20 protein-coding genes and 1 pseudogene are annotated in these 21,782 nt (G+C 31.2%); 8 read left to right on the top strand and 13 right to left on the bottom strand.

Going from position 1 to position 21,782, the window contains the following annotated elements; translation table 11 throughout:
• Positions 1 to 44: 44 nt before the first annotated feature.
• The 3 genes from Q0945_RS10435 to Q0945_RS10425 all read right to left on the bottom strand — a co-directional run bounded on the left by Q0945_RS10435 (position 45) and on the right by Q0945_RS10425 (position 1,557).
• Positions 45 to 416 carry a DUF1304 domain-containing protein gene (locus Q0945_RS10435; protein WP_299434259.1) on the bottom strand — a complete coding sequence of 124 codons (372 nt, stop codon included), beginning with the start codon at positions 414 to 416 and terminating at the stop codon, positions 45 to 47.
• The gene (locus Q0945_RS10430) at positions 417 to 956 is read right to left on the bottom strand and encodes a 3-hydroxyanthranilate 3,4-dioxygenase (RefSeq protein WP_299434258.1); all 540 of its coding nucleotides are present in this window, start codon (positions 954 to 956) and stop codon (positions 417 to 419) included.
• Between the two features lie 136 nt (positions 957 to 1,092).
• Positions 1,093 to 1,557, bottom strand: coding sequence for a CAP domain-containing protein (locus Q0945_RS10425; protein ID WP_299434257.1), 465 nt, complete (start codon positions 1,555 to 1,557; stop codon positions 1,093 to 1,095).
• 313 nt (positions 1,558 to 1,870) lie between these two features.
• On the opposite strand from Q0945_RS10425, the gene Q0945_RS10420 reads away from it, so the two are divergent.
• Positions 1,871 to 7,387, top strand: a complete 5,517-nt coding sequence (locus Q0945_RS10420) for an MG2 domain-containing protein (RefSeq protein ID WP_299434256.1) — start codon at positions 1,871 to 1,873, stop codon at positions 7,385 to 7,387.
• A gap of 11 nt (positions 7,388 to 7,398) precedes the next feature.
• On the opposite strand, the gene Q0945_RS10415 is transcribed toward Q0945_RS10420, so the two are convergent.
• Positions 7,399 to 7,839 (bottom strand): hypothetical protein, encoded by a 441-nt coding sequence (locus Q0945_RS10415; RefSeq protein WP_299434255.1) that lies wholly within the window; start codon positions 7,837 to 7,839, stop codon positions 7,399 to 7,401.
• Positions 7,840 to 7,989: 150 nt separating this feature from the next.
• Complete coding sequence (locus tag Q0945_RS10410) at positions 7,990 to 8,496, bottom strand: CvpA family protein (RefSeq protein WP_299434254.1); 507 nt, start codon at positions 8,494 to 8,496, stop codon at positions 7,990 to 7,992.
• Positions 8,497 to 8,582: 86 nt separating this feature from the next.
• Here Q0945_RS10410 and Q0945_RS10405 point away from each other — a divergent pair, with 86 nt between their 5' ends.
• Both Q0945_RS10405 and pbpC read left to right on the top strand, forming a co-directional pair.
• Complete coding sequence (locus Q0945_RS10405) at positions 8,583 to 8,939, top strand: hypothetical protein (RefSeq protein ID WP_299434253.1); 357 nt, start codon at positions 8,583 to 8,585, stop codon at positions 8,937 to 8,939.
• 27 nt (positions 8,940 to 8,966) lie between these two features.
• A complete protein-coding gene (gene pbpC, locus Q0945_RS10400) occupies positions 8,967 to 11,315 on the top strand; it encodes a penicillin-binding protein 1C (RefSeq protein ID WP_299434252.1) in 2,349 nt (782 codons plus the stop codon).
• Positions 11,316 to 11,317: 2 nt separating this feature from the next.
• On the opposite strand, the gene Q0945_RS10395 is transcribed toward pbpC, so the two are convergent.
• Positions 11,318 to 12,319, bottom strand: coding sequence for an NAD(P)H-dependent glycerol-3-phosphate dehydrogenase (locus Q0945_RS10395; protein ID WP_299434251.1), 1,002 nt, complete (start codon positions 12,317 to 12,319; stop codon positions 11,318 to 11,320).
• Between the two features lie 121 nt (positions 12,320 to 12,440).
• Between Q0945_RS10395 and Q0945_RS10390 the strand changes: the two genes are divergently transcribed.
• Positions 12,441 to 13,358 carry a nicotinic acid mononucleotide adenyltransferase gene (locus tag Q0945_RS10390; protein WP_299434250.1) on the top strand — a complete coding sequence of 306 codons (918 nt, stop codon included), beginning with the start codon at positions 12,441 to 12,443 and terminating at the stop codon, positions 13,356 to 13,358.
• A gap of 235 nt (positions 13,359 to 13,593) precedes the next feature.
• Positions 13,594 to 15,165: a SulP family inorganic anion transporter gene (locus Q0945_RS10385; RefSeq protein ID WP_299434249.1), complete on the top strand. Its 1,572-nt coding sequence runs from the start codon at positions 13,594 to 13,596 to the stop codon at positions 15,163 to 15,165.
• 62 nt (positions 15,166 to 15,227) lie between these two features.
• Here the strand turns inward: Q0945_RS10385 and Q0945_RS10380 are convergent, their stop codons facing one another.
• From Q0945_RS10380 to Q0945_RS10365, 4 genes are read right to left on the bottom strand one after another with little or no spacing between them, the layout of a single operon-like run.
• Positions 15,228 to 15,710 (bottom strand): cytochrome c, encoded by a 483-nt coding sequence (locus Q0945_RS10380; RefSeq protein WP_299434248.1) that lies wholly within the window; start codon positions 15,708 to 15,710, stop codon positions 15,228 to 15,230.
• 40 nt (positions 15,711 to 15,750) lie between these two features.
• A complete protein-coding gene (locus Q0945_RS10375; RefSeq protein ID WP_299434247.1) occupies positions 15,751 to 16,713 on the bottom strand; it encodes an alpha/beta fold hydrolase in 963 nt (320 codons plus the stop codon).
• Positions 16,713 to 17,117: an ACT domain-containing protein gene (locus Q0945_RS10370; RefSeq protein WP_299434246.1), complete on the bottom strand. Its 405-nt coding sequence runs from the start codon at positions 17,115 to 17,117 to the stop codon at positions 16,713 to 16,715. The genes Q0945_RS10375 and Q0945_RS10370 overlap by 1 nt, the downstream gene beginning before the upstream one ends.
• Position 17,118: 1 nt before the next feature.
• Complete coding sequence (locus tag Q0945_RS10365) at positions 17,119 to 18,093, bottom strand: nitronate monooxygenase (protein ID WP_299434322.1); 975 nt, start codon at positions 18,091 to 18,093, stop codon at positions 17,119 to 17,121.
• 118 nt (positions 18,094 to 18,211) lie between these two features.
• Between Q0945_RS10365 and Q0945_RS10360 the strand changes: the two genes are divergently transcribed.
• Positions 18,212 to 18,688, top strand: coding sequence for an acyl-CoA thioesterase (locus tag Q0945_RS10360; protein WP_299434245.1), 477 nt, complete (start codon positions 18,212 to 18,214; stop codon positions 18,686 to 18,688).
• Here Q0945_RS10360 and Q0945_RS10355 read toward each other — a convergent pair.
• Positions 18,672 to 19,565, bottom strand: coding sequence for a DMT family transporter (locus tag Q0945_RS10355; RefSeq protein ID WP_299434243.1), 894 nt, complete (start codon positions 19,563 to 19,565; stop codon positions 18,672 to 18,674). The genes Q0945_RS10360 and Q0945_RS10355 overlap by 17 nt on opposite strands.
• Positions 19,562 to 19,915 (bottom strand): ArsC/Spx/MgsR family protein, encoded by a 354-nt coding sequence (locus Q0945_RS10350; protein WP_299434240.1) that lies wholly within the window; start codon positions 19,913 to 19,915, stop codon positions 19,562 to 19,564. The genes Q0945_RS10355 and Q0945_RS10350 overlap by 4 nt, the downstream gene beginning before the upstream one ends.
• A 102-nt stretch (positions 19,916 to 20,017) precedes the next feature.
• Between Q0945_RS10350 and Q0945_RS10345 the strand changes: the two genes are divergently transcribed.
• A complete protein-coding gene (locus tag Q0945_RS10345; RefSeq protein WP_299434238.1) occupies positions 20,018 to 20,482 on the top strand; it encodes a DinB family protein in 465 nt (154 codons plus the stop codon).
• A gap of 1 nt (position 20,483) precedes the next feature.
• Here the strand turns inward: Q0945_RS10345 and Q0945_RS10340 are convergent, their stop codons facing one another.
• On the bottom strand, positions 20,484 to 21,227 hold the full coding sequence (locus Q0945_RS10340; RefSeq protein WP_299434236.1) for a DUF3298 and DUF4163 domain-containing protein: 744 nt from the start codon (positions 21,225 to 21,227) through the stop codon (positions 20,484 to 20,486).
• A 215-nt stretch (positions 21,228 to 21,442) separates the two neighbouring features.
• Between Q0945_RS10340 and Q0945_RS10335 the strand changes: the two are divergent.
• A pseudogene (locus Q0945_RS10335) lies at positions 21,443 to 21,643 on the top strand (PLP-dependent transferase); the annotation flags it as partial.
• Positions 21,644 to 21,782 lie beyond the last annotated feature (139 nt).

Genomic DNA, 21,782 nt, shown 5'->3' with positions numbered 1-21,782 from the left:
AATTTACAAATAAAACGGATTAATCCTAACGGTTAGTTTTTTAGTTATAAAAACCGTTTTACTACTAGTAAAAGTATTGCGATAATTGCAGGAAGTGCTTGTATGTAGAATATTTTTTTACTTACGGATATTGCTCCATAAATACCAGCAATTGCAACACAACTTAAAAAGAAGATTGCAATATTAGTAGACCATTGTATATTAGAGATTAAGAATGTCCATACAAGTCCAGATGCTAAGAAACCATTATAAAGCCCTTGATTTGCAGCCATAGACTTAGTGGGTTCAAATAAATCTGGCGGAAAATTTTTAAAAACTTTTCTTCCTTTAGTAGTCCAAGCAAACATTTCTAACCATAAAAAGTAGAAGTGCAAAAACGCAATTATGCCTATTAAAATTTTTGCAATTATATCCATTTATTCTTCTTTAGTAAATCGTTTATCAACAGGCATTTTTGTTCCACAATTATCACAGGTAAGTAACTCTGGAGAGCCGTAAAAGTGTTTAAAATGTTTTAGAAAATCTTTCTCAATATTGTGTAACTTAAAATAGGTTTCATATAATTTATGATTGCAATTATCGCAAAACCATAATAAGCCATCTTCGGCTTCTAAGTCTGCTCTTTTACGCTCAATAACTAACCCTATAGAGTTTTCATGACGTACTGGAGAGTGTGGTACTTTTGCAGGGTGTAAATACATGTCTCCAGGCCCAAGTTTCATGGTTTTCTTTTCACCATTTTCTTGTAAGTGTACTTCTATATTTCCTTCTAATTGATAAAATAATTCTTCGGTTTCATTATAGTGGTAATCTTTTCGGGCATTTGGACCAGCAACTATCATTACAATATAATCTCCTGCATCTTTATATAGGTTTTTGTTTCCAACAGGCGGTTTTAGTAACTCTCTGTTTTCAGATATCCATGTAGTAAGATTAAAAGGAGCTTGTATAGGCATTTTGTAATTTTTAAAAATTAGAAATAAAAAAACACCAGCAATATGCTGATGTTATAAAATTAATAAAACAAAATGTTTTTACTCTATAATCAAGATTTAAATGCTCAGAGGCTTGCCCCATATTTAAATACTTTCTTTATCTAAAGAAGAGTTGTGTATAAAACAGATTGTTATTTATGTCTTTTTTTACACTCACCGCAGTATGTGTAAATTCTCCTTCCATAGTTTTTTTATGACTAGAACTACCAAGCCATCCTTTAAAAGCTTCATTAGCAGTTTTGTAATCTTTTGCTACATTTTCGGCAACGTATTCTACTTCTAACTCTGTAGATATAGCGGTAGCTCTAGAACTAAAATTGTCATGACTTATGTTTCCTTTAGAAATCATATAATCATTATGTTTATTAGCCTGTTCATATGCTATGCTACTATAGCTAAGTAATGTTTGCCCTTGATTTACTCTATATTCATTAACAATAGAAAGTAATTCGTCTTCTATTTCTTTAACGTTCTCAGCTTCTATAAAGTTTGTATCCTCGGCGGTTTCTTTTGTGCAAGAGAAAGCCACAAATACAAATAAAACTAAGAATGCTTTTTGCATACTCATTTTCATATAATGTTCTATTTGTAAGTAGGTTGTTCTCTAACAGAAGTAGGTAATATTATTAAGAAAGGGGTTTTCTTAAGCTCTTTGCTAATAAGGGGAAACTATTAACGGTTGTAATATTAAAGAATTATTGTATTGGTTCTATTAAAATTTACATTTTTTCGATGAAATACTTCTTTTTAGATAAAGTGTATAATTTTTCGGACAACAAAAACGTTTTTCCATTTGTAAGTCTTCTTTGCATTTCAATGAAAACAGGGATGTAATGTGTTATAAACTCCGTTACTTTTACATAAAATATAATTCCATGAATAGTAAGTCTATTTTTTATCTTTTCTTCTTTCTAACTATTTTAATAAGTTGTAATTCTAAACAAAAAAATGCCTCGGATACTTTTGATGATTTAAGTAAGTATCAAGATTACATTTCTGAAGTAAGTCATGGAATAATTTCTGTTAAATCTGATGTTAGAGTTGTCTTTAATACAGCAATAGAAGGTTGGGAGAACGGGTTAGAGTTAGATAAAAGTTTATTTAAAGTTTCTCCTAAAGTAGCAGGTAAAGTAATAGCCTTAGATGAAAAGACAATTGCTTTTGTTCCAGAGAAAGCATTTAAACAAGATACAGACTATGCTTTTACGCTAAATCTAAAAACTATTTTACCTAATTCTCCAGAGGAGGTAAAAGAAATGTCTTTTGGAGTAAAAACAGTAAAACAGCAGTTTAATATTTATACAAATGCAATACAATCATACTCTAAAGAGTACCAATATATAAATGGGCAATTAAGAAGTTCTGATGTTCTTTCTTTAGAAAATGCTAAAACCTTAGTAAGTATAACACATAAAGGAAAAAAAATAACGCCAAAGTTTGAGGATGGTTTAAAAGAAGGAACTCAGTTTTCTTTTACAATAGATAGTATTCAGCGTTTTAAGGAAGATAGCGAACTTTTAGTTACATGGACAGGAAAAGCCTTAGACATAGAAAGTGAGGGTGAAAATAAAATTTCTATTGCAGGAAAAAATAATTTTACTATTCTGGATGTTACTTTAGATTCTTCAGAGAATCAAATAATAGTATTAAATTTTTCGGATCCAATTAAAAAAAGCCAAAACTTTAAAGGTTTAGTAGTTTTAGAAGGCGATGATAAACCAAAGTATTCTGTAGATGGTAATGTGTTAAAAATATACCCATCTAAAGAAATGACTGGAACTGCATTCCTAGAAATTTTTGATGGAATTGAAAGTGCAGATGGCTATAAACTAAAATCTAAGTTTAAAGAACGTGTGGCTTTTGAAGAAATAAAACCACAAATTAGATTGCTTTCTAACGGTACTATTTTACCTTCATCTAATAATCTTAAGATTAATTTTGAGGCTGTAAATTTAAAAGCTGTAGATGTTACAGTTCTTAAAATCTACGAAAATAACATACTACAATTTTTACAAAACAATACTATAAACGGACAAGGTAATTTAAGAAGCGTAGCAAGGCCAATTATTACTAAAAAGATTGATTTAGTTGGTAAATTATCTAATAATACTGGAAAATGGACAGCACATGCTTTAGATTTAAAGTCCATTATTACTCCAGAAGTAGGCGCAATTTATAGAGTAGAATTTACATATAAAGGAGCGTATAGTCTATATACCTGTGGTTCTACAAATTTTAAGGACGAAGACCCAACAAATAGTTTTGATGAAGAACAAGAGAATAGTTCTTGGGATGGGGTTGAAAATTATTATAATGACTATTACTACGATTATAATTGGTCTGAGAGAGAAAACCCATGTAACACATCCTATTATTATAATAAAAAAATTGGCATAAATGTTTTGGCTACAGATATAGGGGTTACAGTAAAAAAAGGCCTTAATAAAAGTTATTTTATTGCTGTAAATGATATTGTAACTACAAAACCTATTGCTGGAGCAAAAGTTACTTTCTATAATTATCAGCAACAAGAAGTAGGAAAAGTTACTACAGATGAAAAAGGAATCTCATTTTTAGATTCAGATAAACTAGCCTTTTTTGCAATTGTAGAAAGTAATGGTCAAAAAAATTATATAAAACTTAATGATGGTAATGCACTTTCTGTAAGTAAGTTTAATGTTTCTGGTGTTCAATTACAAAAAGGAATAAAAGGATTCATTTTTGCAGAAAGAGGAGTTTGGCGCCCTGGAGACAAAATTTATCTTTCTTTTATGCTAAATGATAATGCTAATAAGTTACCAGAAAATCATCCTGTAAAACTAGAACTTTTAGACCCTTATAATAGTATAGTACATAGAGAGGTTACAACTAATGGTGTAAATAATTTTTACAATTTTAGTTTAAAGACCGATGAGAATGCTGTAACAGGAAATTGGTTAATTAAAGTATCTGTTGGAGGAGCATCTTTTACAAAGACTCTAAAAATTGAAACCATAAAGCCAAACCGTTTAAAAATAAAAACCGCTTTTGATAAAGAGGTATTGTCTAGTAAATCTCCAGTAGATGGAGAGATAGAAGTAAAATGGCTACATGGTGCTATAGCTAAAAACTTAAAGGCAGATATAACAGGAAAATTTAATGCAAAGAAAACAACTTTTAAGACTTTTCCTGGGTATGTTTTTGATGATCCTTCACGTAGTTTTTCTAGTGAAGAGCAAGTAGTTTTTAATGGTAAGATTAATGCAGAAGGAAAAGCAAAATTCAATGTAAATCCGCAAGTAACAGCAAAAGCTCCAGGAATGCTAAATGTAGCATTTATTACTAAAGTATATGAAAATGGAGGCGATTTTAGTACGGATGTTTTTACAAAGCAATACTCTCCTTATAGTACGTATGTTGGATTAAATGCTCCTAAAGGAGATAAAAGAAGAGGAATGCTTTTAACCGATGTTAAGCATAAATTTGAGGTAGTTTCTGTAGATGAAAATGGAAAACCAAAAGCAGCTAAGAACCTGAAAGTTACCATCCATAAAGTAAACTGGAGATGGTGGTGGGATACTTCTGCAGATAACTTATCCTCATATAGTAGTAGCCAATATAGAGAAGAAATTTTTTCTAAAACAATAAGTACTAGTTCTAATGGAAAAGGTAGTTTTGAGTTTGAATTGAAGTACCCAGACTGGGGGCGTTATTTAGTACGTGTAGAAGATACCAAAGGCGGTCATGCAACAGGTAAAGCAGTATACGTAGACTGGCCAGGTTGGGCAGGAAAATCTAAAAAGAACGACCCATCTGCAGCCACTATGTTGTCTTTTTCAGCGGATAAAGAAAATTATAATGTTGGCGAGAATGCTACGGTTTCTTTCCCAAGTTCAGAAGGAGGTAGAGCCTTAGTTACTGTAGAAAATGGAAGCGAAGTTTTAGAATCTCTTTGGGTAGAAACAACCAAAGAAGAAACAAAATTTATATTGCCTATAACAGAATTATATACACCCAATGTATTTATTCATATTACGCTATTACAACCACATGCAAGCACATTAAATGATAACCCTATTCGTTTATATGGTTTGGTACCAATAGCGGTAGAAAACCCAGAAACAAAGTTAGAGCCAGTTGTTGCTATGCCAGATGTTCTTAGACCAGAAGAAGAAATAAAAGTAACGGTAAAAGAAAACAAAGGAAAAGCTATGACTTATAGTATTGCTATTGTAGATGAAGGGTTATTAGATTTAACAAGATTTAAAACTCCAAATCCTTGGAATACCTTTTATGCTAAAGAAGCATTAGGTGTAAAGACTTGGGATGTTTATGATGATGTTATTGGGGCTTTTGGAGGCAAAGTAAATCAGGTTTTTACAATTGGTGGAGATGATGAGTTAGCTGGCGCAAAAAATAAGAAAGCTAATAGGTTTAAACCTATGGTGGTGCATTTAGGCCCGTTTGAGTTAAAAGCAGGAAAAACAAAAACACATAAAATTAAAATTCCAAAATATGTAGGTTCTGTGCGTACTATGATAGTTGCTGGTGATGTAACTAAAGAAGCTTATGGCATAGCAGAAAAAACAACTCCTGTACGTAAACCATTAATGATATTGGCGTCTTTGCCAAGGAAAATTACACCAGGTGAAAAAGTAACATTGCCAGTTACCGTATTTGCTATGGAAAAGAAAATTAAAAATGTTACTTTAAAAATAAAACAAGACAAAGCATTTACTGTAAAAGGCGGAACATCTCAATCTTTAAGCTTCACTGCACCAGAGGAGAAGATGGCATATTTTACCTTAAATATATCCGACTATAAAGGTATAGGAAAGGTAGTGGTTGAAGCATCTGGTAATGGCGAAAAAGCATCTTTTGAAATTCCTATAGATGTGGTAAACCCTAACCCAATTACTTCTAATACAGAGGCTATTATTCTAGAGGCCAATGCAGAAAAAACAATTTCTATAGAATCTTTTGGAATAAACGGAAGCAACTCTGTAGATGTAGAGTTTTCTACTTTACCAGCAATGAATTTTAATGGGCGTATGCAGCAACTTATTCGCTATCCTCATGGCTGTGTAGAACAGACTACTTCTGGAGCTTTTCCGCAGTTATTTTTAACTTCTATTTTTGATATTACTTCTAATAAGAAAAAAAGAATTCAGCAGAATGTAGAAAGTGCTATTAAAAGATTAGGAGGGTTTCAATTAGCTAACGGAGGTTTAGGCTACTGGCCAGGACAAAAGCAAGCTAATGATTGGGGAACAACTTATGCAGGGCATTTTTTACTAGAAGCAGAAAAAAGAGGTTATGTATTGCCTATAGGGTTTAAATCTAGTTGGGTAAATTATCAAAAACAAATAGCAAAACAGTGGCGTTCTGGAAACACAAGTTCTTCTTTAGCGCAAGCGTATCGTTTATATACTTTGGCTCTTTCTGGAAATGCAGATATCGCATCTATGAACAGACTAAGAGAAACAAAAGAATTGTCTAATGATACTTACTTTAAACTAGCAGCAGCCTATGCCCAAATAGGGCAAAGCAAAGTTGCTAAAGACTTATTATTAAAGGCTAAATGGGATTTTGCTAAAAGAAAAAATTACTACTATACCTATGGTTCTGCTTTACGTAATAAAGCAATGGCTTTAGAAACGGTTGTTTTAGTACAAGACAAAGTAAAAGCACAACAACTAGCAAAAGAAATAGCTGGTGTGTTAGCAGAAAAAAGATGGTTAAGCACACAAGAAACGGCTTATAGTTTATTAAGTATGGCAAAATTTGCCGACATGGTAGGTGGTAAAGGTATTAGTACAAGTATTTCTGTAAACGGAAAATCAGATAAAATTAGTACTTCCAAAACATTAGTAAATAGGAATTTTGAAATTAAAAAAGGAGCAAATACAGTAACCATTAAGAACAAAGAGAATAATGCAGTTTATGTTAGTTTAATTACAAATGGAATTTTGCCTGTTGGCCAAGAAAAAGTAATAACGCAAAACCTTAATGCAAATGTGGTGTATAAAAATAGAAATGGGTCTACATTAGAGATAACAGAAATACAGCAAGGAACAGATTTTGTTGCTGAGGTTACCATTACCAATACATCTACCGTTAAATTAAAAGATATGGCAATGTCGCAAATATTTCCAAGTGGTTGGGAAATTGTAAATACAAGATTTACAGATTTTGGAAGTTTTGTGGAGAATAATGTAACCCATACAGATATTAGAGATGATAGGGCTAATTTTTATTTTGATATGAAACCTAAAGAGAGCAAAACGTTTAGAGTATTGTTAAACGCATCCTATTTAGGAACTTATTATTTACCTGGAGTACAAGCAGAAGCTATGTATAATAATGATTACATGGTGCGTACTAAAGGGGAATGGGTAAAGGTTGTGCAGTAAAATAAATAAAATTAAGGTATATAACAAGAGCTGTCTAGTATAACAGCTTCAAAGGATTTTGCCCATACTAAAGCCTCTTTCAAAGAGGAAAAAGTTTGCAATTTTGGCACAAAAACTTTCTCTAACATACTATTAAAAAAACCTCTCTTAGTATAATTAACTATGCAATACCCTTTAAATTTAATATCATACTCTTTAAATTTTAGCCAATCAGAAGGGACTACAGAGTAATCATTAATACGATGGCTTATGTAAATTAATTCTTTAGATTTATCTTGGTATATACTATGGAGCTCATCTACTAAAAATTTTCCTTGTGCTTCCCATGAAATAACAACATCTTCTTTTACTTCGCCAACAATAAAAGTGTCATACAAGTAAAAATCCCCAAAGTCATAACTTAAAATATGAAGGGGTTTTTTGTAAAAATAATACTCTTTTATTCTTTTCAAAGTATAGTGTACTGCTGTTCTAATTACAAAAGAAAACAATGTTTATTTATATATTACATTTAATCGGCTAAAAACGTAAAAAATCTGCCTAATGTAATATTAGAATTAAAAGATTCAGAAACAACAAGATTTGTACTACAAAACATTTTTTTAATTTGTAGTTTTTTCATCTGCTTTTTCAGGTAAAACAGTATCAAAAACAAAAGCACCAATTTCTTTTATTGGCTCATAGAGTAAAGATTCTTTTTTAGCACCATCCCCAATAAAATGTAGTGTATTATTCATACGATCAAAGAATACCAATAAAGCTCCAACAATTACAGCAACTTTTAAAGCCCCAAATAAAGCCCCAGCTACTTTATTTAAAAAACCTAACATAGCAAAATCTGCTACTTTAGTTAATAATTTTCCGGCTATATGTACAAGAACTACTATTGCAATAAAGGTAATTACAAAAGAAGCAACATTCATATAATGCTCATTCCATTGCATATGTTCTGCTAAATAATCGCCAGCTATGTATGAAAAATGTATAGCTCCATAAATTCCTGCAATGAGAGCAATTATAGAGGCAATTTCAACAAAAAGACCATTTTTAAGACCTTTATAAAGCCCCCAAATAAGTACTATTCCTAAAACAATATCTAATATAGCCATGCTTGTTTTGATTTAGGCAAATATAAAACTTTGATTTGTACCTTTGATTTTTTAAAAACAAATGACTACAGATTAAAAATTAAATAATGTCTAGAGATATAGAGTTAAAAGAACGTTGGCAAAGTTTAGTAGAAAAACTTTCTACGCAGTTTGCAGAAGGAGATACCTTAGATTTAGATGCCATTATTTATTTAATAGGGATACAGGAATTAGGGCAATATGATAAGACGTATAAGAAAGACGAAAAACTAAACTTAATGCACATAGCTATTTGCAGATTGCTTGAACCTTATGGGTATTATAAGTTCGATTTTTTTGATGAAGAAGGTTGGCCTCATTATATTGTTGTAGAAGAATTACCAGCTTTAAAAGCTGGAGAACAATCGATATTAATGAAAGAAGCAATTGTTGGTTATTTTTTAGAGAAAAAATATATAGCATAAATTGTTGCTTAGGATGACTTAGTACTTATGAAAAATAAAGTTGTACGGTTTATAAAAAAGCATCCAAAGAAATTAGTTCTAGTATGTACTTTGTGTATTGCGTATTACTTTTGCCTTCCAAAGGTTTTATTTAGTTCTCCTAAAGCTACAGTAATAAAAAGTAACGATAAGGTTTTAATAGGAGCTACCATTGCAGCAGATGGACAATGGCGGTTTCCAAAAATAGATAGTGTTCCTTATAAATTTAAAACCTGTATTCTTGAGTTTGAAGATGCTTATTTTTATAAACACCCTGGCTTTAACCCTGTTTCAATGGCTAAGGCTTTTAAAACAAATTTATTAGCAGGTAAAACACTCCGTGGAGGTAGTACTATTACCCAACAAGTGATACGCTTAGCCAGAGAGAATAAGAAACGGTCTTACCTAGAAAAGTTAATAGAGTTAGTTTGGGCTACAAGATTAGAGTTAAGACATTCTAAAAAAGAAATTTTAGCATTATATGCTAGTAATGCTCCGTTTGGTGGTAATGTAGTAGGTTTAGAAGTAGCTTCTTGGCGTTATTATGGGTTACAATCTCATCAATTATCATGGGCACAATCTGCTACTTTAGCGGTACTGCCAAACGCTCCAAGTTTAATTTACCCAGGAAAAAATCAAGAACAATTATTAATTAAAAGGAACCGACTTTTAAAAAAATTATTAAATACAGGCGTTTTAGATAAAACTACCTATGAATTAGCACTATTAGAAGAATTACCAAAAAAGCCGTATGCTTTACCGCAAATTGCTCCACATTTAGTACAAGAAATAACAAAAAATAATAACGGGCAATGTGTAGTAACCTCTATAGATAGGACATTGCAACAAAATGCAAATAGGATTCTAGAGAAGCATTACCAAAGATTAAAACAAAATTTAGTACATAACGCTTCAATTTTAGTTTTAAATGTAAAGACTAGAAAAGTTTTAGCTTATGTTGGAAACACACCAACTACAAAAGAATACCAAAAAGATGTTAATATAATTAAAGCAAATAGAAGTACAGGTAGTGTTATTAAGCCTTTGCTTTATACTGCGATGTTAGATGCAGGAGAATTGTTGCCAGATATGTTAGTACCAGACGTGCCTACCCAAATTGCTGGGTACACTCCAGAAAATTTTAATGAAGATTATAGTGGGGCCGTAACTGCAAAAAAGGCCCTAGCTCGTTCTTTAAATATTCCTGCGGTGCGTTTATTACAGTCTTATGGTTTAAAAAAGTTTAGAGACCAGCTTAACTATTTTAATTTGGGAGGAGTTAACAAATCTGCAGAACATTATGGGTTAACTTTAATTTTAGGAGGTGCAGAAAGTAATTTGTGGGATTTATGTAAGACGTATGCAAATTTGGCTTCTACAGTAAATCATTTTAACGAGACTTCTAGTGAGTATTATAAAAATGAATTTGTAGAACCAATTATAGAAAAGGAAGGTTCTATAAATTTTGGGGAACTTACAAAGGAGAAAAATAGTTTTGATGCTGCAAGTATTTATTTAGCCTTTGAAGCTATGAAAGAAGTAAATAGACCAGAAGGGAGTGAGTCTTGGGAGTTTTATGATAGTAGTAAAGAAGTAGCTTGGAAAACAGGGACTAGTTATGGTAATAAAGACGCTTGGGCTATTGGAGTAACTAAAGATTATGTAGTTGGTGTTTGGGCAGGTAACGCAGATGGAGAAGGGAGACCAAACCATACTGGAGTACGTAGTGCAGCTCCTATTTTATTTGATGTTTTTGATGTGCTACCAAAATCGGACTGGTTTTTAAAGCCTCTAGATGCATTTATAGATGTTAAGGTTTGTTCTAAAAGTGGGTATTTAGCAACACCTATTTGCCCCACAAAAACTATTTCTATTCCAAATAAAGAAAATAAAATTAAGGTATGCTCTTATCATAAAAACATACAATTAGATGCTAAGAAACAATTTAGGGTAAATTCTTCCTGCGCAGATTTATCTACTACTATAACAGAATCTTGGTTTGTAATACCACCCTTAATGGAGTTTTATTATAAAAAAACGCATCTTGATTATAGAATACTCCCAAGCTTTAAAAGGACATGCAAGCCAACAAATGTTTCTCCTATGCAATTTATTTACCCAAAGAATGGAAACAGAATTACACTTACTAAAGGTTTTAATGGGGAAAAGGGAGAACTTATTTTAAAGCTAGCGCACTCTAAACAAGAAACACCTGTGTATTGGTATGTAGATGAAGAGTTTATAAAAGAAACAACTAATTTTCATGAAATTGGAATTATTCCTTCAGAAGGAAAACACAAAATTACAGTTTTAGATGCTTTGGGTAATGAAGCAATAATACATATTACTGTAGAGTAAATTTAATCTAACTTATCGGTAAGCGCAGTAAATATTTTTTTTGGGTTTCTACCCTTATACAATACTTCATAAACAGCATCTATAATAGGAGTTCCAGATTCTTTATTAATTTTTTGCATTAGCAAATGTGCACTTTTGGTAGCGTAATACCCTTCAGCAACCATACTCATTTCCATCATGGCGCTTTTTACAGTATATCCTTTACCAATCATATTGCCAAACATACGGTTACGGCTAAAAGTAGAATACCCGGTAACTAACAAATCGCCTAAATAAGCAGAATTGTTAATGTTTCTTTTCATTTTATGCACACGTTTAATAAAGCGTTTCATTTCTCTAATAGAGTTACTCATAAGAACACTCTGAAAGTTGTCTCCATACCCTAAACCATGAGAAATTCCTGCTGCAATTGCATAAATATTTTTTAACATAGCAGCGTATTCTGTACCTATAATGTCGTCCGATATTTTAGTTTTTATATAATGACTTTTTAAGTTATCTGCTACAATTATCGCCTTTTCTTGGTCTGCACAAGCAATAGTTAAATAAGACAACCTTTCTAAGGCAACTTCCTCTGCATGGCAGGGGCCAGTTAAAACACCAATATTTTCAAAAGGGATAGCGTACTTTTCATGAAAATGCTCTCCAACAATTAACCCAGTTTCAGGAACAATTCCTTTTATAGCAGAAAAAACAATTTTATTTTCTAATGAGACGGTAAGCTTTTGCAATTCACTATCTAAAAAAGCAGACGGAATAGCAAATAACAATAAATCGGCATTAGAAACAGCTTCGTTTATATCTGAAGTTAATTGTAGTTGATCCAAGTGAAATTCTACAGAACTTAAATAGTTAGGATTATGTTTTTCAGTTTTAATATGAGCAATAGCATCTTCATTACGCATATACCAAATAACCTGATCTTGGTTTTCGGATAACATTTTAACAATAGCTGTTGCCCAACTTCCTCCTCCTAAAACTGCAAATTTCATTTGTTTGTGCATTATAGTATTAATGTTCCAAAATTACCAAAATTTAAGGAGCTTTCTATAGTACAATATAAGCATTGTAAATTTTTTGGCATAAGGTTTGTTTTGTATTAAAGGAATTTAAAATAGTTAAAAGATGAAAGCAGTAAAATTACTTATAGGATTTATATTAGTAGGAACCTTACTTTCTTCTTGTTATGCAGAAGTATTAATAGAAGATGAATTTATAGAGGAGCCAATTTATACCACCAATCAGGTGTTACAATTGTATGACTTATGGTATATAGATATTAACGCTACCAAGGGTAATGGCGAAGTTCCTTTTTTACAACGAGCATTTACCGTTTCATTTAAAAATGGAAAAATGTATGCTAATAACAATATTGTAGGTATTGGCAATACAGGAAATGGTTTTGGAATCCCTGTAGGATATTATGATGGCTATAATGGTGCGGTAGATATAGATCATGATGTAGATGGTTCTTGGATATTAGAGGTGCTTACGGTTAATAATAGTACGATAGAATTGTATGATGCTGGATCTAGAACGTCTTACTTTTTAAAAGGATATTATACAGATACGTTTGATTATGATAACGTGTTTTATGATAATATAAACTACTTTTTACAAGAGTATGATGCTTGGGAAAAAAGTTATACTAGTGAAGAAGGAGCAATAAACGATTTTGATGAAGAGAATTTTTTACAGTTTTTACCAGACTTTTTTAGATCTTCTATAGATAAAAATGGAACCTCTATTTCTAGGTTACAATGGGATTTTGAAGGAGATTATCAGGTATATAACATAGAAAACGATGAAACGCTCAAAACTTTAACACTTGCATATGATTTTATGGGCAATGATTACTTTGAACTATACGTTATTAATAATAGTACTATAGAGCTTTATCACCCAGATAGTAAAACGGTTTATGAGTTTACAGGGAAAGGATATCAGCAGTACTTAAAATCGGGCAAAAGCTCGGTAAGTAAAAAGAGAAAAAAGACTTCGAATCCTACAATGCATGTAAAACGAAGTAGAAAAATAAAATAGTAAGAGAAAAGTATTAAATACTCTTAGAAGAATTTTTGGTTGGTTATTTAGTTAAGAACCGCTTTAAACAATATGTTTAAGGCGGTTTTTTATTTATATAATTCCTAATAGATTGTTAGTAAGAACATTAAGAAGTTTAATTTTTTTAATAAAAAACCACTATATTTTTAATTATTAAACAGTTTAAGGTGTTCCAAAAGAATTTGTTCTATTTTTGCGCCCTTAAATTAGTGATATGAAAAAGTATCTTAATCTTTTTGATTTTAAACAAAAAGTAGATTATAAAACAGAAATACTTTCTGGATTAACAGTAGCCTTAGCATTAGTTCCAGAAGCAATTGCTTTTGCATTAATCCCGGGGTTTTCTCCTTTAACAGGGCTTTATGCAGCTTTTGTATTGGCATTAATTACCTCTATTTTTGGAGGTAGACCAGGAATGATATCTGGAGCAACAGGTGCTGTTGCAGTTGTTTTTATTGGACTTATTTTAGAGTTAAAAAGAAACTTTCCAGGAATAGAGCCAGAGACAATTCTTAATTATGTGTTTGCAACCGTAATTATTGCAGGAGTATTACAAATATTAGCAGGTGTTTTGCGCTTAGGAAAATTTATACGTTTAGTACCACACCCCGTAATGTTTGGTTTTGTAAACGGTTTGGCTATAATTATATTTATGGCGCAGTTTCCTAATTTTTATCAAAAAGGAACAGACAACCTTTTAGAAGGCAGCGCTATGTATATAATGCTAGGATTAACGCTTTTAACCATGTTAATAATTTGGGGTTTACCTAAACTAACAAAAGCAGTACCTTCTTCTTTAGTGGCAATTGTAGTAGTTTCTGCAATTGTTTTAGGCTTTGGTATAGACACACTTACTGTAGCAGACACTATGAAAGAAGGAGAGTCTATAAAAGGTGGTTTTCCTCCTATTTCTATTCCTAATATTCCATTAACGTTAGAAACTTTTAAAATTATTTTCCCTTATGCTGCAATTGTAGCTGGTGTAGGTTTAATAGAGAGTTTACTAACCTTAAATATTATTGATGAAATTACAGATACTAGAGGTAGTGGTAATAAAGAGTGTGTAGCACAAGGAACAGCAAATATACTTTCTGGGTTTTTATCTGGAATGGGTGGTTGCGCAATGATTGGGCAGAGTTTAATTAACACCTCTTCTGGTGCAAGAGCACGTTTATCAGGTATTACTGCTGCAGTAATGCTATTGGTGTTTATTATGTTTGGTTCTAATCTAATAGAACAATTGCCAATGGCAGCTTTAGTAGGTTTAATGTTTATGGTTGCTATAGGTACTTTTGAATGGGCAAGTTTTAAAACGTTTAGAAAAATGCCAAATTCAGACGTTATAGTAATGGTATTAGTTACTTTAATAACTGCAATAACGCACAACCTTGCAGTAGCTGTTTTATTAGGAGTTATAATATCTGCACTGGCATATTCCTGGGAAAATGCAAAACGTATTAGAGCAAGAAAACATGTGGATGATAATGGTGTAAAGCACTATGAAATTTTTGGGCCTTTATTTTTTGGTTCCACTACTCTTTTTAATGAAAAGTTTGATATTCAGGGAGACCCTGATGAAATTATTATAGATTTTAAAGATAGTAGAGTAGCAGATATGTCTGGTATAGAAGCTTTAAACAAACTTACAGAACGTTACCATAAAGTTGGCAAAAAAGTACACTTAAGACATTTAAGCAAAGATTGCATTAGGTTACTAAAAGATGCAGATGATATTATAGATGTTAATGTTTTAGAAGATCCAACATATAAAGTAGTCTCTAAGTAAATGCAGAATTAATAATACAAAAAATGCCCTTAGAAATTTGTTTCTAAGGGCATTTTTTTATCTTATAAAGTCCTTAAATATTCTAAAATAGACCTTGCATCCTCTTCACTTAAATTTTGATTAAACATTATGGCGTTATTATACTCTTTTAATAATGCTTTAGCAATGGGATCCTCTTTTATCATTTTATCAGGATTTATTATCATATTCATAATCCATTCTGGACTTCTACGTTTTGTAACACCTTTTAAAGCAGGCCCAATCATACGTTTATCTACCATATGGCATGCAGTACATAAAGCTTTAAATTTTTCTTCACCAGCAGTAGCCATTTTTGCATCAATATCTGCATTAAGTTCTAATGTAGTAATTGGCCCAACTCCTTTATTACTTAAATCTACAGGAACCTCTTTTGTTTCAGGATTAACAGCTTTTGTTTCGGTTTTAGTTCTGTTAATTTCAAAACCATCTTTTTTTTCTTCTTTCTTTTCGCCACAGCTAGCAAGTAGAACTCCTAGTGCTAAAATGGATGCTATTTTTTTCATTGCTTATTTAATTTTGCCTCTAAGATAATAAATACAAAAACTAATTTGTTTCCTTAAAGAAACTTAGGGCTCTTTTTTCGGTGTAGGTAACATTTTTTTGCCCAACGAAACCAACATGCCCTCCGTATTTAGGAATTTCTAGATTTATAAAGGTATTTTTTTCTGCTATAGCTATAGGAAAACAGCTTTCTCCTAAGAAAGAATCGTTTTTAGCGTTTATGAGTAATGTTGGAATAGAGATATTTGGTAAAAATTGTAAACAGTTGCTTTTCTCATAATAATCCATAGCATCTGTAAATCCATGTGCTTTACTGGTATAAAAATTATCAAAATCTAATAAAGTATGAATAGAATTTATATCGGTATCTAGAATCTCTTGTGGAAATAATTTTTGTTTAGTTTTTAATTTTTCAATCAAATGTTTTTTAAACCTTGCGGCATACAATGCATTTTTAGGTTTTAATAATTGCTGTAAAGAGTTGTGTAAATCACAAGGAACAGATATAGCAACAATCTTTTTTAATTCTTTAGGACGATGCCTTTTCTCTCCGGCATATTTTAGTGCTAAATTACCTCCAAGGCTAAATCCTTTAATATAAATTTCAGTATATTTTTTTGTTTCTAGAATGTGTTGTATTACACTTTCTAAATCTTCTGTGGCACCAGAATGATAGGAGCGGAATAAAGCGTTTGCTTCTCCACTACAACCTCTTAAATTAATGGAACAACAATCATAATCAGAAGGGTTAAATAGTTTAGCACTTCCTAAAATATAAGCTCTTTGGGCATTACCTTCTAATCCGTGAATTAGGATAATTACTTTTTTAGAAGGTTTTTGCGCAAAACTCCAATCTAAATCTAAAAAATCTCCATCAGCTAAAAATATTCTTTCTCTTTTTTGATGTAATACAGGAACTTTTCTAAATAACCCAGAATAGATGGTAGATAAATGACTGTTTTTAAATACTAGAGGAGGCTTGTATAAAGAAGGTATGTTTGGCATTATTTAGCTTTACTCTTAGATAGGTTTAAAAGTGCGGTAATTGCTTTATTTGCATCTTTGGTATCTACAAAAATATGATCGTGATAATACCCAGCAATTACATTGCAACTTATATTGTTCTTCGCTAATTCGGAAGAAAACATAGCAGTAAGTCCTACCGCTTCTAAAGAGGAATGTATGGATAAAGTAATCCAAGAAGCAACATAGGTATACTTAAGCCCTAAAGCATCTGCGTTTTTTTGCTCTATAATTATAGTAGTTCCTTCTTGTTCTTTAAACTCGCAAATAGTGCATTCTCTAGGTATTATATTTGGATTTTTAATCGTACAAAACACATATTTACCTTCATTAAGTTTCGGAGTCATCCCTTTTAGTAATTGCTCTAATTCTTTTTCTTCAGACATGTTATTTAGGGTATATTTCTAAATACTTTATTTGTTCTTCTATGGCAGATTTGAATTCTTTTTTTAAAGTAGAAACCAAATTAGAAACAGAAGTAGTGTTTTCTATGTTAGCAACACCTTGCCCAGCGGACCAGATAGTTTTCCAGGCTTTGGCCTCGGTATCCATTTCTTTTCCAAAGTCTATTTTCGTGTCCTTTTTTAAATCTTCTTCAGAAATACCAGCAGCTTTTAAGCTAGCTCCCAAAAAATTAGCATGCACACCAGAAATAGATGCGGTATAAACAACGTCGCTAGCTCCTGCTTCAATAATCATTTTTCTATATTCCTCTGTAGCTTTACTTTCACTGGTATTAATAAAACGAGTTCCCATATATGCTAAATCGGCACCCATTTGTAATGCAGAAGCAACATCTCTACCTGTACTTATGCAACCAGAGAGCAAAATTGTTTTGTCAAAAAACTGCTTTATTTCAGAAACTAAAGTCATAGGATTTATAGTGCCTCCATGTCCGCCAGCTCCTGCGGCAACTAAAATTAAACCATCTACACCAGCTCCTGCAGCTTTTTTTGCATGACGTTTTTTAATCACATCATGAAAAACTAGTCCACCATAGCTATGAATAGCATCTACTACTTGCGATACTGCACCTAAAGAAGTAATTACTAACGGGACTTTATATTTAATGCATAATTTTATATCGGCCTCTAATCTAGGATTGGTTGGGTGTACAATAAGATTAACACCAAATGGAGCAGCTTTTTTGCCAGTTTCTTTCTCAAAAGTACTTAAAGCAGTTTGTATTTCAATAAGCCATTCTTCAAAACCTTCACTTGTACGCTGGTTAAGCGCAGGAAAGGTACCTACAATACCATTTTTGCAACACTCAATTACTAATTGTGGACCAGAAATTAAAAACATTGGAGCAGCAACAGCAGGTAAAGAAAGTTTTTTTATAAAAGATGGTTTTGTAGTCATAGGGTTTACTTTAGAGTTAGCTATTAAATTTAAAGATAATTTTTTCTTAAAATGTTCCTTGTTCTTCAAAACTATGCTATTTTTATGAAGTATTATGCATGCATAACAAAAAATAACTATGTATTTAAAAGATTTTGAAATTAGATGGAGTGATGTAGATGCTAATAGACATTTAGCAAACTCTGCATATTTAAATTTTATGAGTCAAACTAGAATGGCTTTTTTAATGGAATTAGGATTTGATTATAAAACTATGGAAGAACAGGGTATTGGTCCAGTAGTTTTTTATGAACATGTGTATTACTTTAAAGAAGTTTTTCCTGGAAAACCAGTAAGAGTTTCTATGGAGGTTATGGGAATGAGTGAAAATGGTAAGTTTTTTGAATTTCACCATAACTTTTATGACTATAAAGGTAAAAACGTTGCACATTGCGAGATGATGGGTGCTTGGGTAAATTTAAAAACTAGAGCATTAATAGGACTTAATGACGATTTTTTAAATGCATTTAATAAAGTAGAGAAACCAGAAGGATTTAGAGTACTTACAAAAGAGGACACTAGAAAATTTGCAAAAGTACCTAAGGATTTGGTTTAGGTTTTTTACTTGCTAAGTAAACGCCAAACATAATTAATAGCATGGCTATAATTTTAACAGTGCTTAAACTGTCTTTACCCATTAAAAGGGCAAAGAGAACACCTATAATAGGTTGTAAATAACTAAAAGAACTTACAGTAGATGCTTTTAAATTTTTAAGAGCATAAATGTTAAATAAGTACGTTAAAAATGTAGTGCCAATAATTACATAAGCAACAGCTCCCAAGGCATTTAATGGCATATTTCTCCATTGTATTTCTTGAAATTCTGGATAAGTTACAGGAAAACTTATAATTGCTCCAACGGTAAAAAGCCACTTCATTAAGGTAAAAGGGTGGTATTTTTCTACTAGTTTTTTTACGAAAATAAGATACGCTCCAAAACAAAGAGAATTAATTATAAACAAAGAGTTCCCTAAAGGTATATTAGGAGCATTTTGACTAACTTCTGCTTTAAACAATATTAAAGTAATTGCACCTATAAAGCCTAAAATAATACCAAGAACTCTACGTAAAGTTATTCTTTCTTTTATAAATATTGCAGATAATATTACTACGAAAATAGGGGTTAATATAATTAATACAGAACTGTTTATTGGTGTAGATAAGGATAGCCCTTTAAAAAAGGATAACATATTAATTACCATGCCAAGAACTGCGCAAAGTAATATTTTTCCCCAGTCTTTCTTTTCAATTTTTTCCTTTGGAACAAAAAATGAAATACACCAAAATAAAGTAGCAGCACCAACTAAACGTAACATTATAAACCCAAAAGGTTTAACATAGGTTGGCATTACTCCTTTTGCAATAGTATGGTTCATACCATAAATTGTAGTAGCACCAATTGCTGCTAATATGGCTAGCGTTCTTTGGTTCAAGAATGTATATTTTGTTTAGCAGCTTCCACTATTTTTTTACTATTACCAATAAATATTTGACCTTTATTTAGTATTACAGGTCTCTTTAAAAAGGTATAATGTTCTAAAATAAGTTCTTTATAATCTTTCTCTTCTAGTGGTTTCTCTTTTAAGTTTCTTTCTTTATACAACCTTGCTCGCTTACTAAAAAGAGCTTCATAGGAACCTGCTAAATCTTGCATTTCTTTTATTTGATTTTCCGTAATAAGACTGGTTTTAATATCTTGAAGTTCAAAAGCCTCTAAAGGTTCTAATTCTTTAATAATTCTTTTACAAGTATCACAAGTGCTTAAGTAATATATTTTTTTCATTTTTTACTGCAAAGTTTACTAAGCAAAGAAACCTAATTAAAGCCTAATTTTCTATTTTTGTCATAATAAAATGTATAGTCTTTAATTTAAAATAAAAATCTATTGGAAAAATTATTTGATACTACCTTGAAGAATAGAGTTATTCTTAAAAGATTTTTAACTGAAACGCCTAGAGAAGAACTATTTGTAATTCCTGATGGATTTAATAATAATCTATTTTGGAATATTGCGCATGTAGTTGTAACGCAACAGTTACTGGTATATGGGAAAAGTGGTAAGGAACTTTTAGTTTCTAATGAGTTAGTAGAGAAATACAAAAAAGGAACTGTACCAACAGAAGAACCTGTGAGTGAGGATGAAATAAAAGAGATTGAAGCTTTGTTATTATCAGTGCCAAAACAAACAATGGAAGACTATAGTAAAGGTATTTTTACTTCATATGAAAGTTATACAACAACGCCACAGGTAACTTTAGATAGTGCTGAAGATGCTATAGCGTTTAATGTTTTTCATGAGGGTATACACTTAGGTTCAATATTAGCATTGAAGAGAGCCTTGGCTAAATAGTTTATTTTTTAATTTCTGTAACTAAATATTTATTGGCTTCATTATAAGGAATTGTTATAGTAATGGGGCCATCCGCATAGGATGCTACTTCATATTGGTTATATAAAAGTTGTATCCCTTCTTTTGTAAATCCAATATTTTCTGGCAAATAAAAAGAATCTTCTTCAAACATAAAACCAGTATAATTTATAGGTTGGTCTTGTGGAATATTTTCTTGAACTCTAAACTTAATTTCGGCAAACTTTTCAAAGTCAAATTTGGTATTAAATAATTCCCAATTTTCTATTTCAACGCCATTTTTCTTATTAAAATTTAAAAATCTTTTTACAGAATACCCATGAGCGCCACCAGTAAAAATGTAAGAGTCTAAAGCTATAGTTAAAATATCTTTATTTTCATATAATACCTCTCCATTAATAACAGCTTCCCATTTTGTAGATTCTTCAGGAAATTTATCTTTTAATTTAGTATAACCTTCATTAAAAGATGCAATGGCAGTTTTTATAGAAGTAACATTAGTTGTTTCATCAAAATTTAAAAGGGTAATTATCTCTTCTTGTAAAGCAATATTTATGTTTTTAGAAATGGGTGTTTTTTCTAATGCTTTTGGAATATCAATAGTCACTACAGGACAATTTTCACAAGTTTTATCTTCAATCAATAAAGTTTCAAAAGTTAGTAGTGTTTCATTTTTACAGCTAATAGATACAAGTAATAAAAGAAGTAGTATATAAATATATTTCATAGAAAGAGATAATTAATTTAATGGCACAAAAATACGGTTTCGTTATAATCTCCAAGGAGAATACTGTAAATTTAAAATACTATTAACTAATTCTTTTTTATGACGAATATATCTTTACCCGTTGTGCATATAAATTATAGTGTGGTAACTACAATTTACTGCCTTTTAGCAGTTTGCACAACTTTTTCTAAATGCACAACGGGTTATTATTATAAAAAAAACTATCGCTTTTTACATTAGCAGAATCTCTTGGCGGTGTAGAAAGTTTAGTTGGGCATCCTGCAAGTATGTCTCATGGTGGTATGCCTAAAGAAGAGTGTGAAAAAATTGGAATTAAAGATGCATTAATTAGAATTAGTGTGGGGATAGAAGATGCGCAAGATTTAATAGAAGATTTAGAGAATGTCTTAAGTTAATTAGTAATACATTGTATAAAATGCATGCTTTTTAAAGAGAACAATAAAAAGGGGAATTTTAAAGTTTTTTAACAATGTAAGATTAAGATTATTAAATTAAGATTATGATAATTTAACTAAAAAAAATAGCGATATAATT

Source organism: uncultured Maribacter sp. (assembly GCF_947500405.1).
GTDB lineage: Bacteria > Bacteroidota > Bacteroidia > Flavobacteriales > Flavobacteriaceae > Maribacter_B.
This window is presented reverse-complemented; position numbering and strand designations above follow the sequence as displayed.

Coding starts and splice junctions, on each gene's coding strand:
- Q0945_RS10425 (WP_299434257.1), bottom strand. CDS start 1,557: ATGCAAAAAGCATTCTTAGTTTTATTTGTATTTGTGGCTTTCTCTTGC.
- Q0945_RS10375 (WP_299434247.1), bottom strand. CDS start 16,713: ATGCCAAACATACCTTCTTTATACAAGCCTCCTCTAGTATTTAAAAAC.
- Q0945_RS10410 (WP_299434254.1), bottom strand. CDS start 8,496: ATGGCTATATTAGATATTGTTTTAGGAATAGTACTTATTTGGGGGCTT.
- Q0945_RS10395 (WP_299434251.1), bottom strand. CDS start 12,319: ATGCACAAACAAATGAAATTTGCAGTTTTAGGAGGAGGAAGTTGGGCA.
- Q0945_RS10435 (WP_299434259.1), bottom strand. CDS start 416: ATGGATATAATTGCAAAAATTTTAATAGGCATAATTGCGTTTTTGCAC.
- Q0945_RS10390 (WP_299434250.1), top strand. CDS start 12,441: ATGAAAGCAGTAAAATTACTTATAGGATTTATATTAGTAGGAACCTTA.
- Q0945_RS10370 (WP_299434246.1), bottom strand. CDS start 17,117: ATGTCTGAAGAAAAAGAATTAGAGCAATTACTAAAAGGGATGACTCCG.
- Q0945_RS10360 (WP_299434245.1), top strand. CDS start 18,212: ATGTATTTAAAAGATTTTGAAATTAGATGGAGTGATGTAGATGCTAAT.
- pbpC (WP_299434252.1), top strand. CDS start 8,967: ATGAAAAATAAAGTTGTACGGTTTATAAAAAAGCATCCAAAGAAATTA.
- Q0945_RS10365 (WP_299434322.1), bottom strand. CDS start 18,093: ATGACTACAAAACCATCTTTTATAAAAAAACTTTCTTTACCTGCTGTT.
- Q0945_RS10380 (WP_299434248.1), bottom strand. CDS start 15,710: ATGAAAAAAATAGCATCCATTTTAGCACTAGGAGTTCTACTTGCTAGC.
- Q0945_RS10350 (WP_299434240.1), bottom strand. CDS start 19,915: ATGAAAAAAATATATTACTTAAGCACTTGTGATACTTGTAAAAGAATT.
- Q0945_RS10430 (WP_299434258.1), bottom strand. CDS start 956: ATGCCTATACAAGCTCCTTTTAATCTTACTACATGGATATCTGAAAAC.
- Q0945_RS10420 (WP_299434256.1), top strand. CDS start 1,871: ATGAATAGTAAGTCTATTTTTTATCTTTTCTTCTTTCTAACTATTTTA.
- Q0945_RS10340 (WP_299434236.1), bottom strand. CDS start 21,227: ATGAAATATATTTATATACTACTTCTTTTATTACTTGTATCTATTAGC.
- Q0945_RS10405 (WP_299434253.1), top strand. CDS start 8,583: ATGTCTAGAGATATAGAGTTAAAAGAACGTTGGCAAAGTTTAGTAGAA.
- Q0945_RS10385 (WP_299434249.1), top strand. CDS start 13,594: ATGAAAAAGTATCTTAATCTTTTTGATTTTAAACAAAAAGTAGATTAT.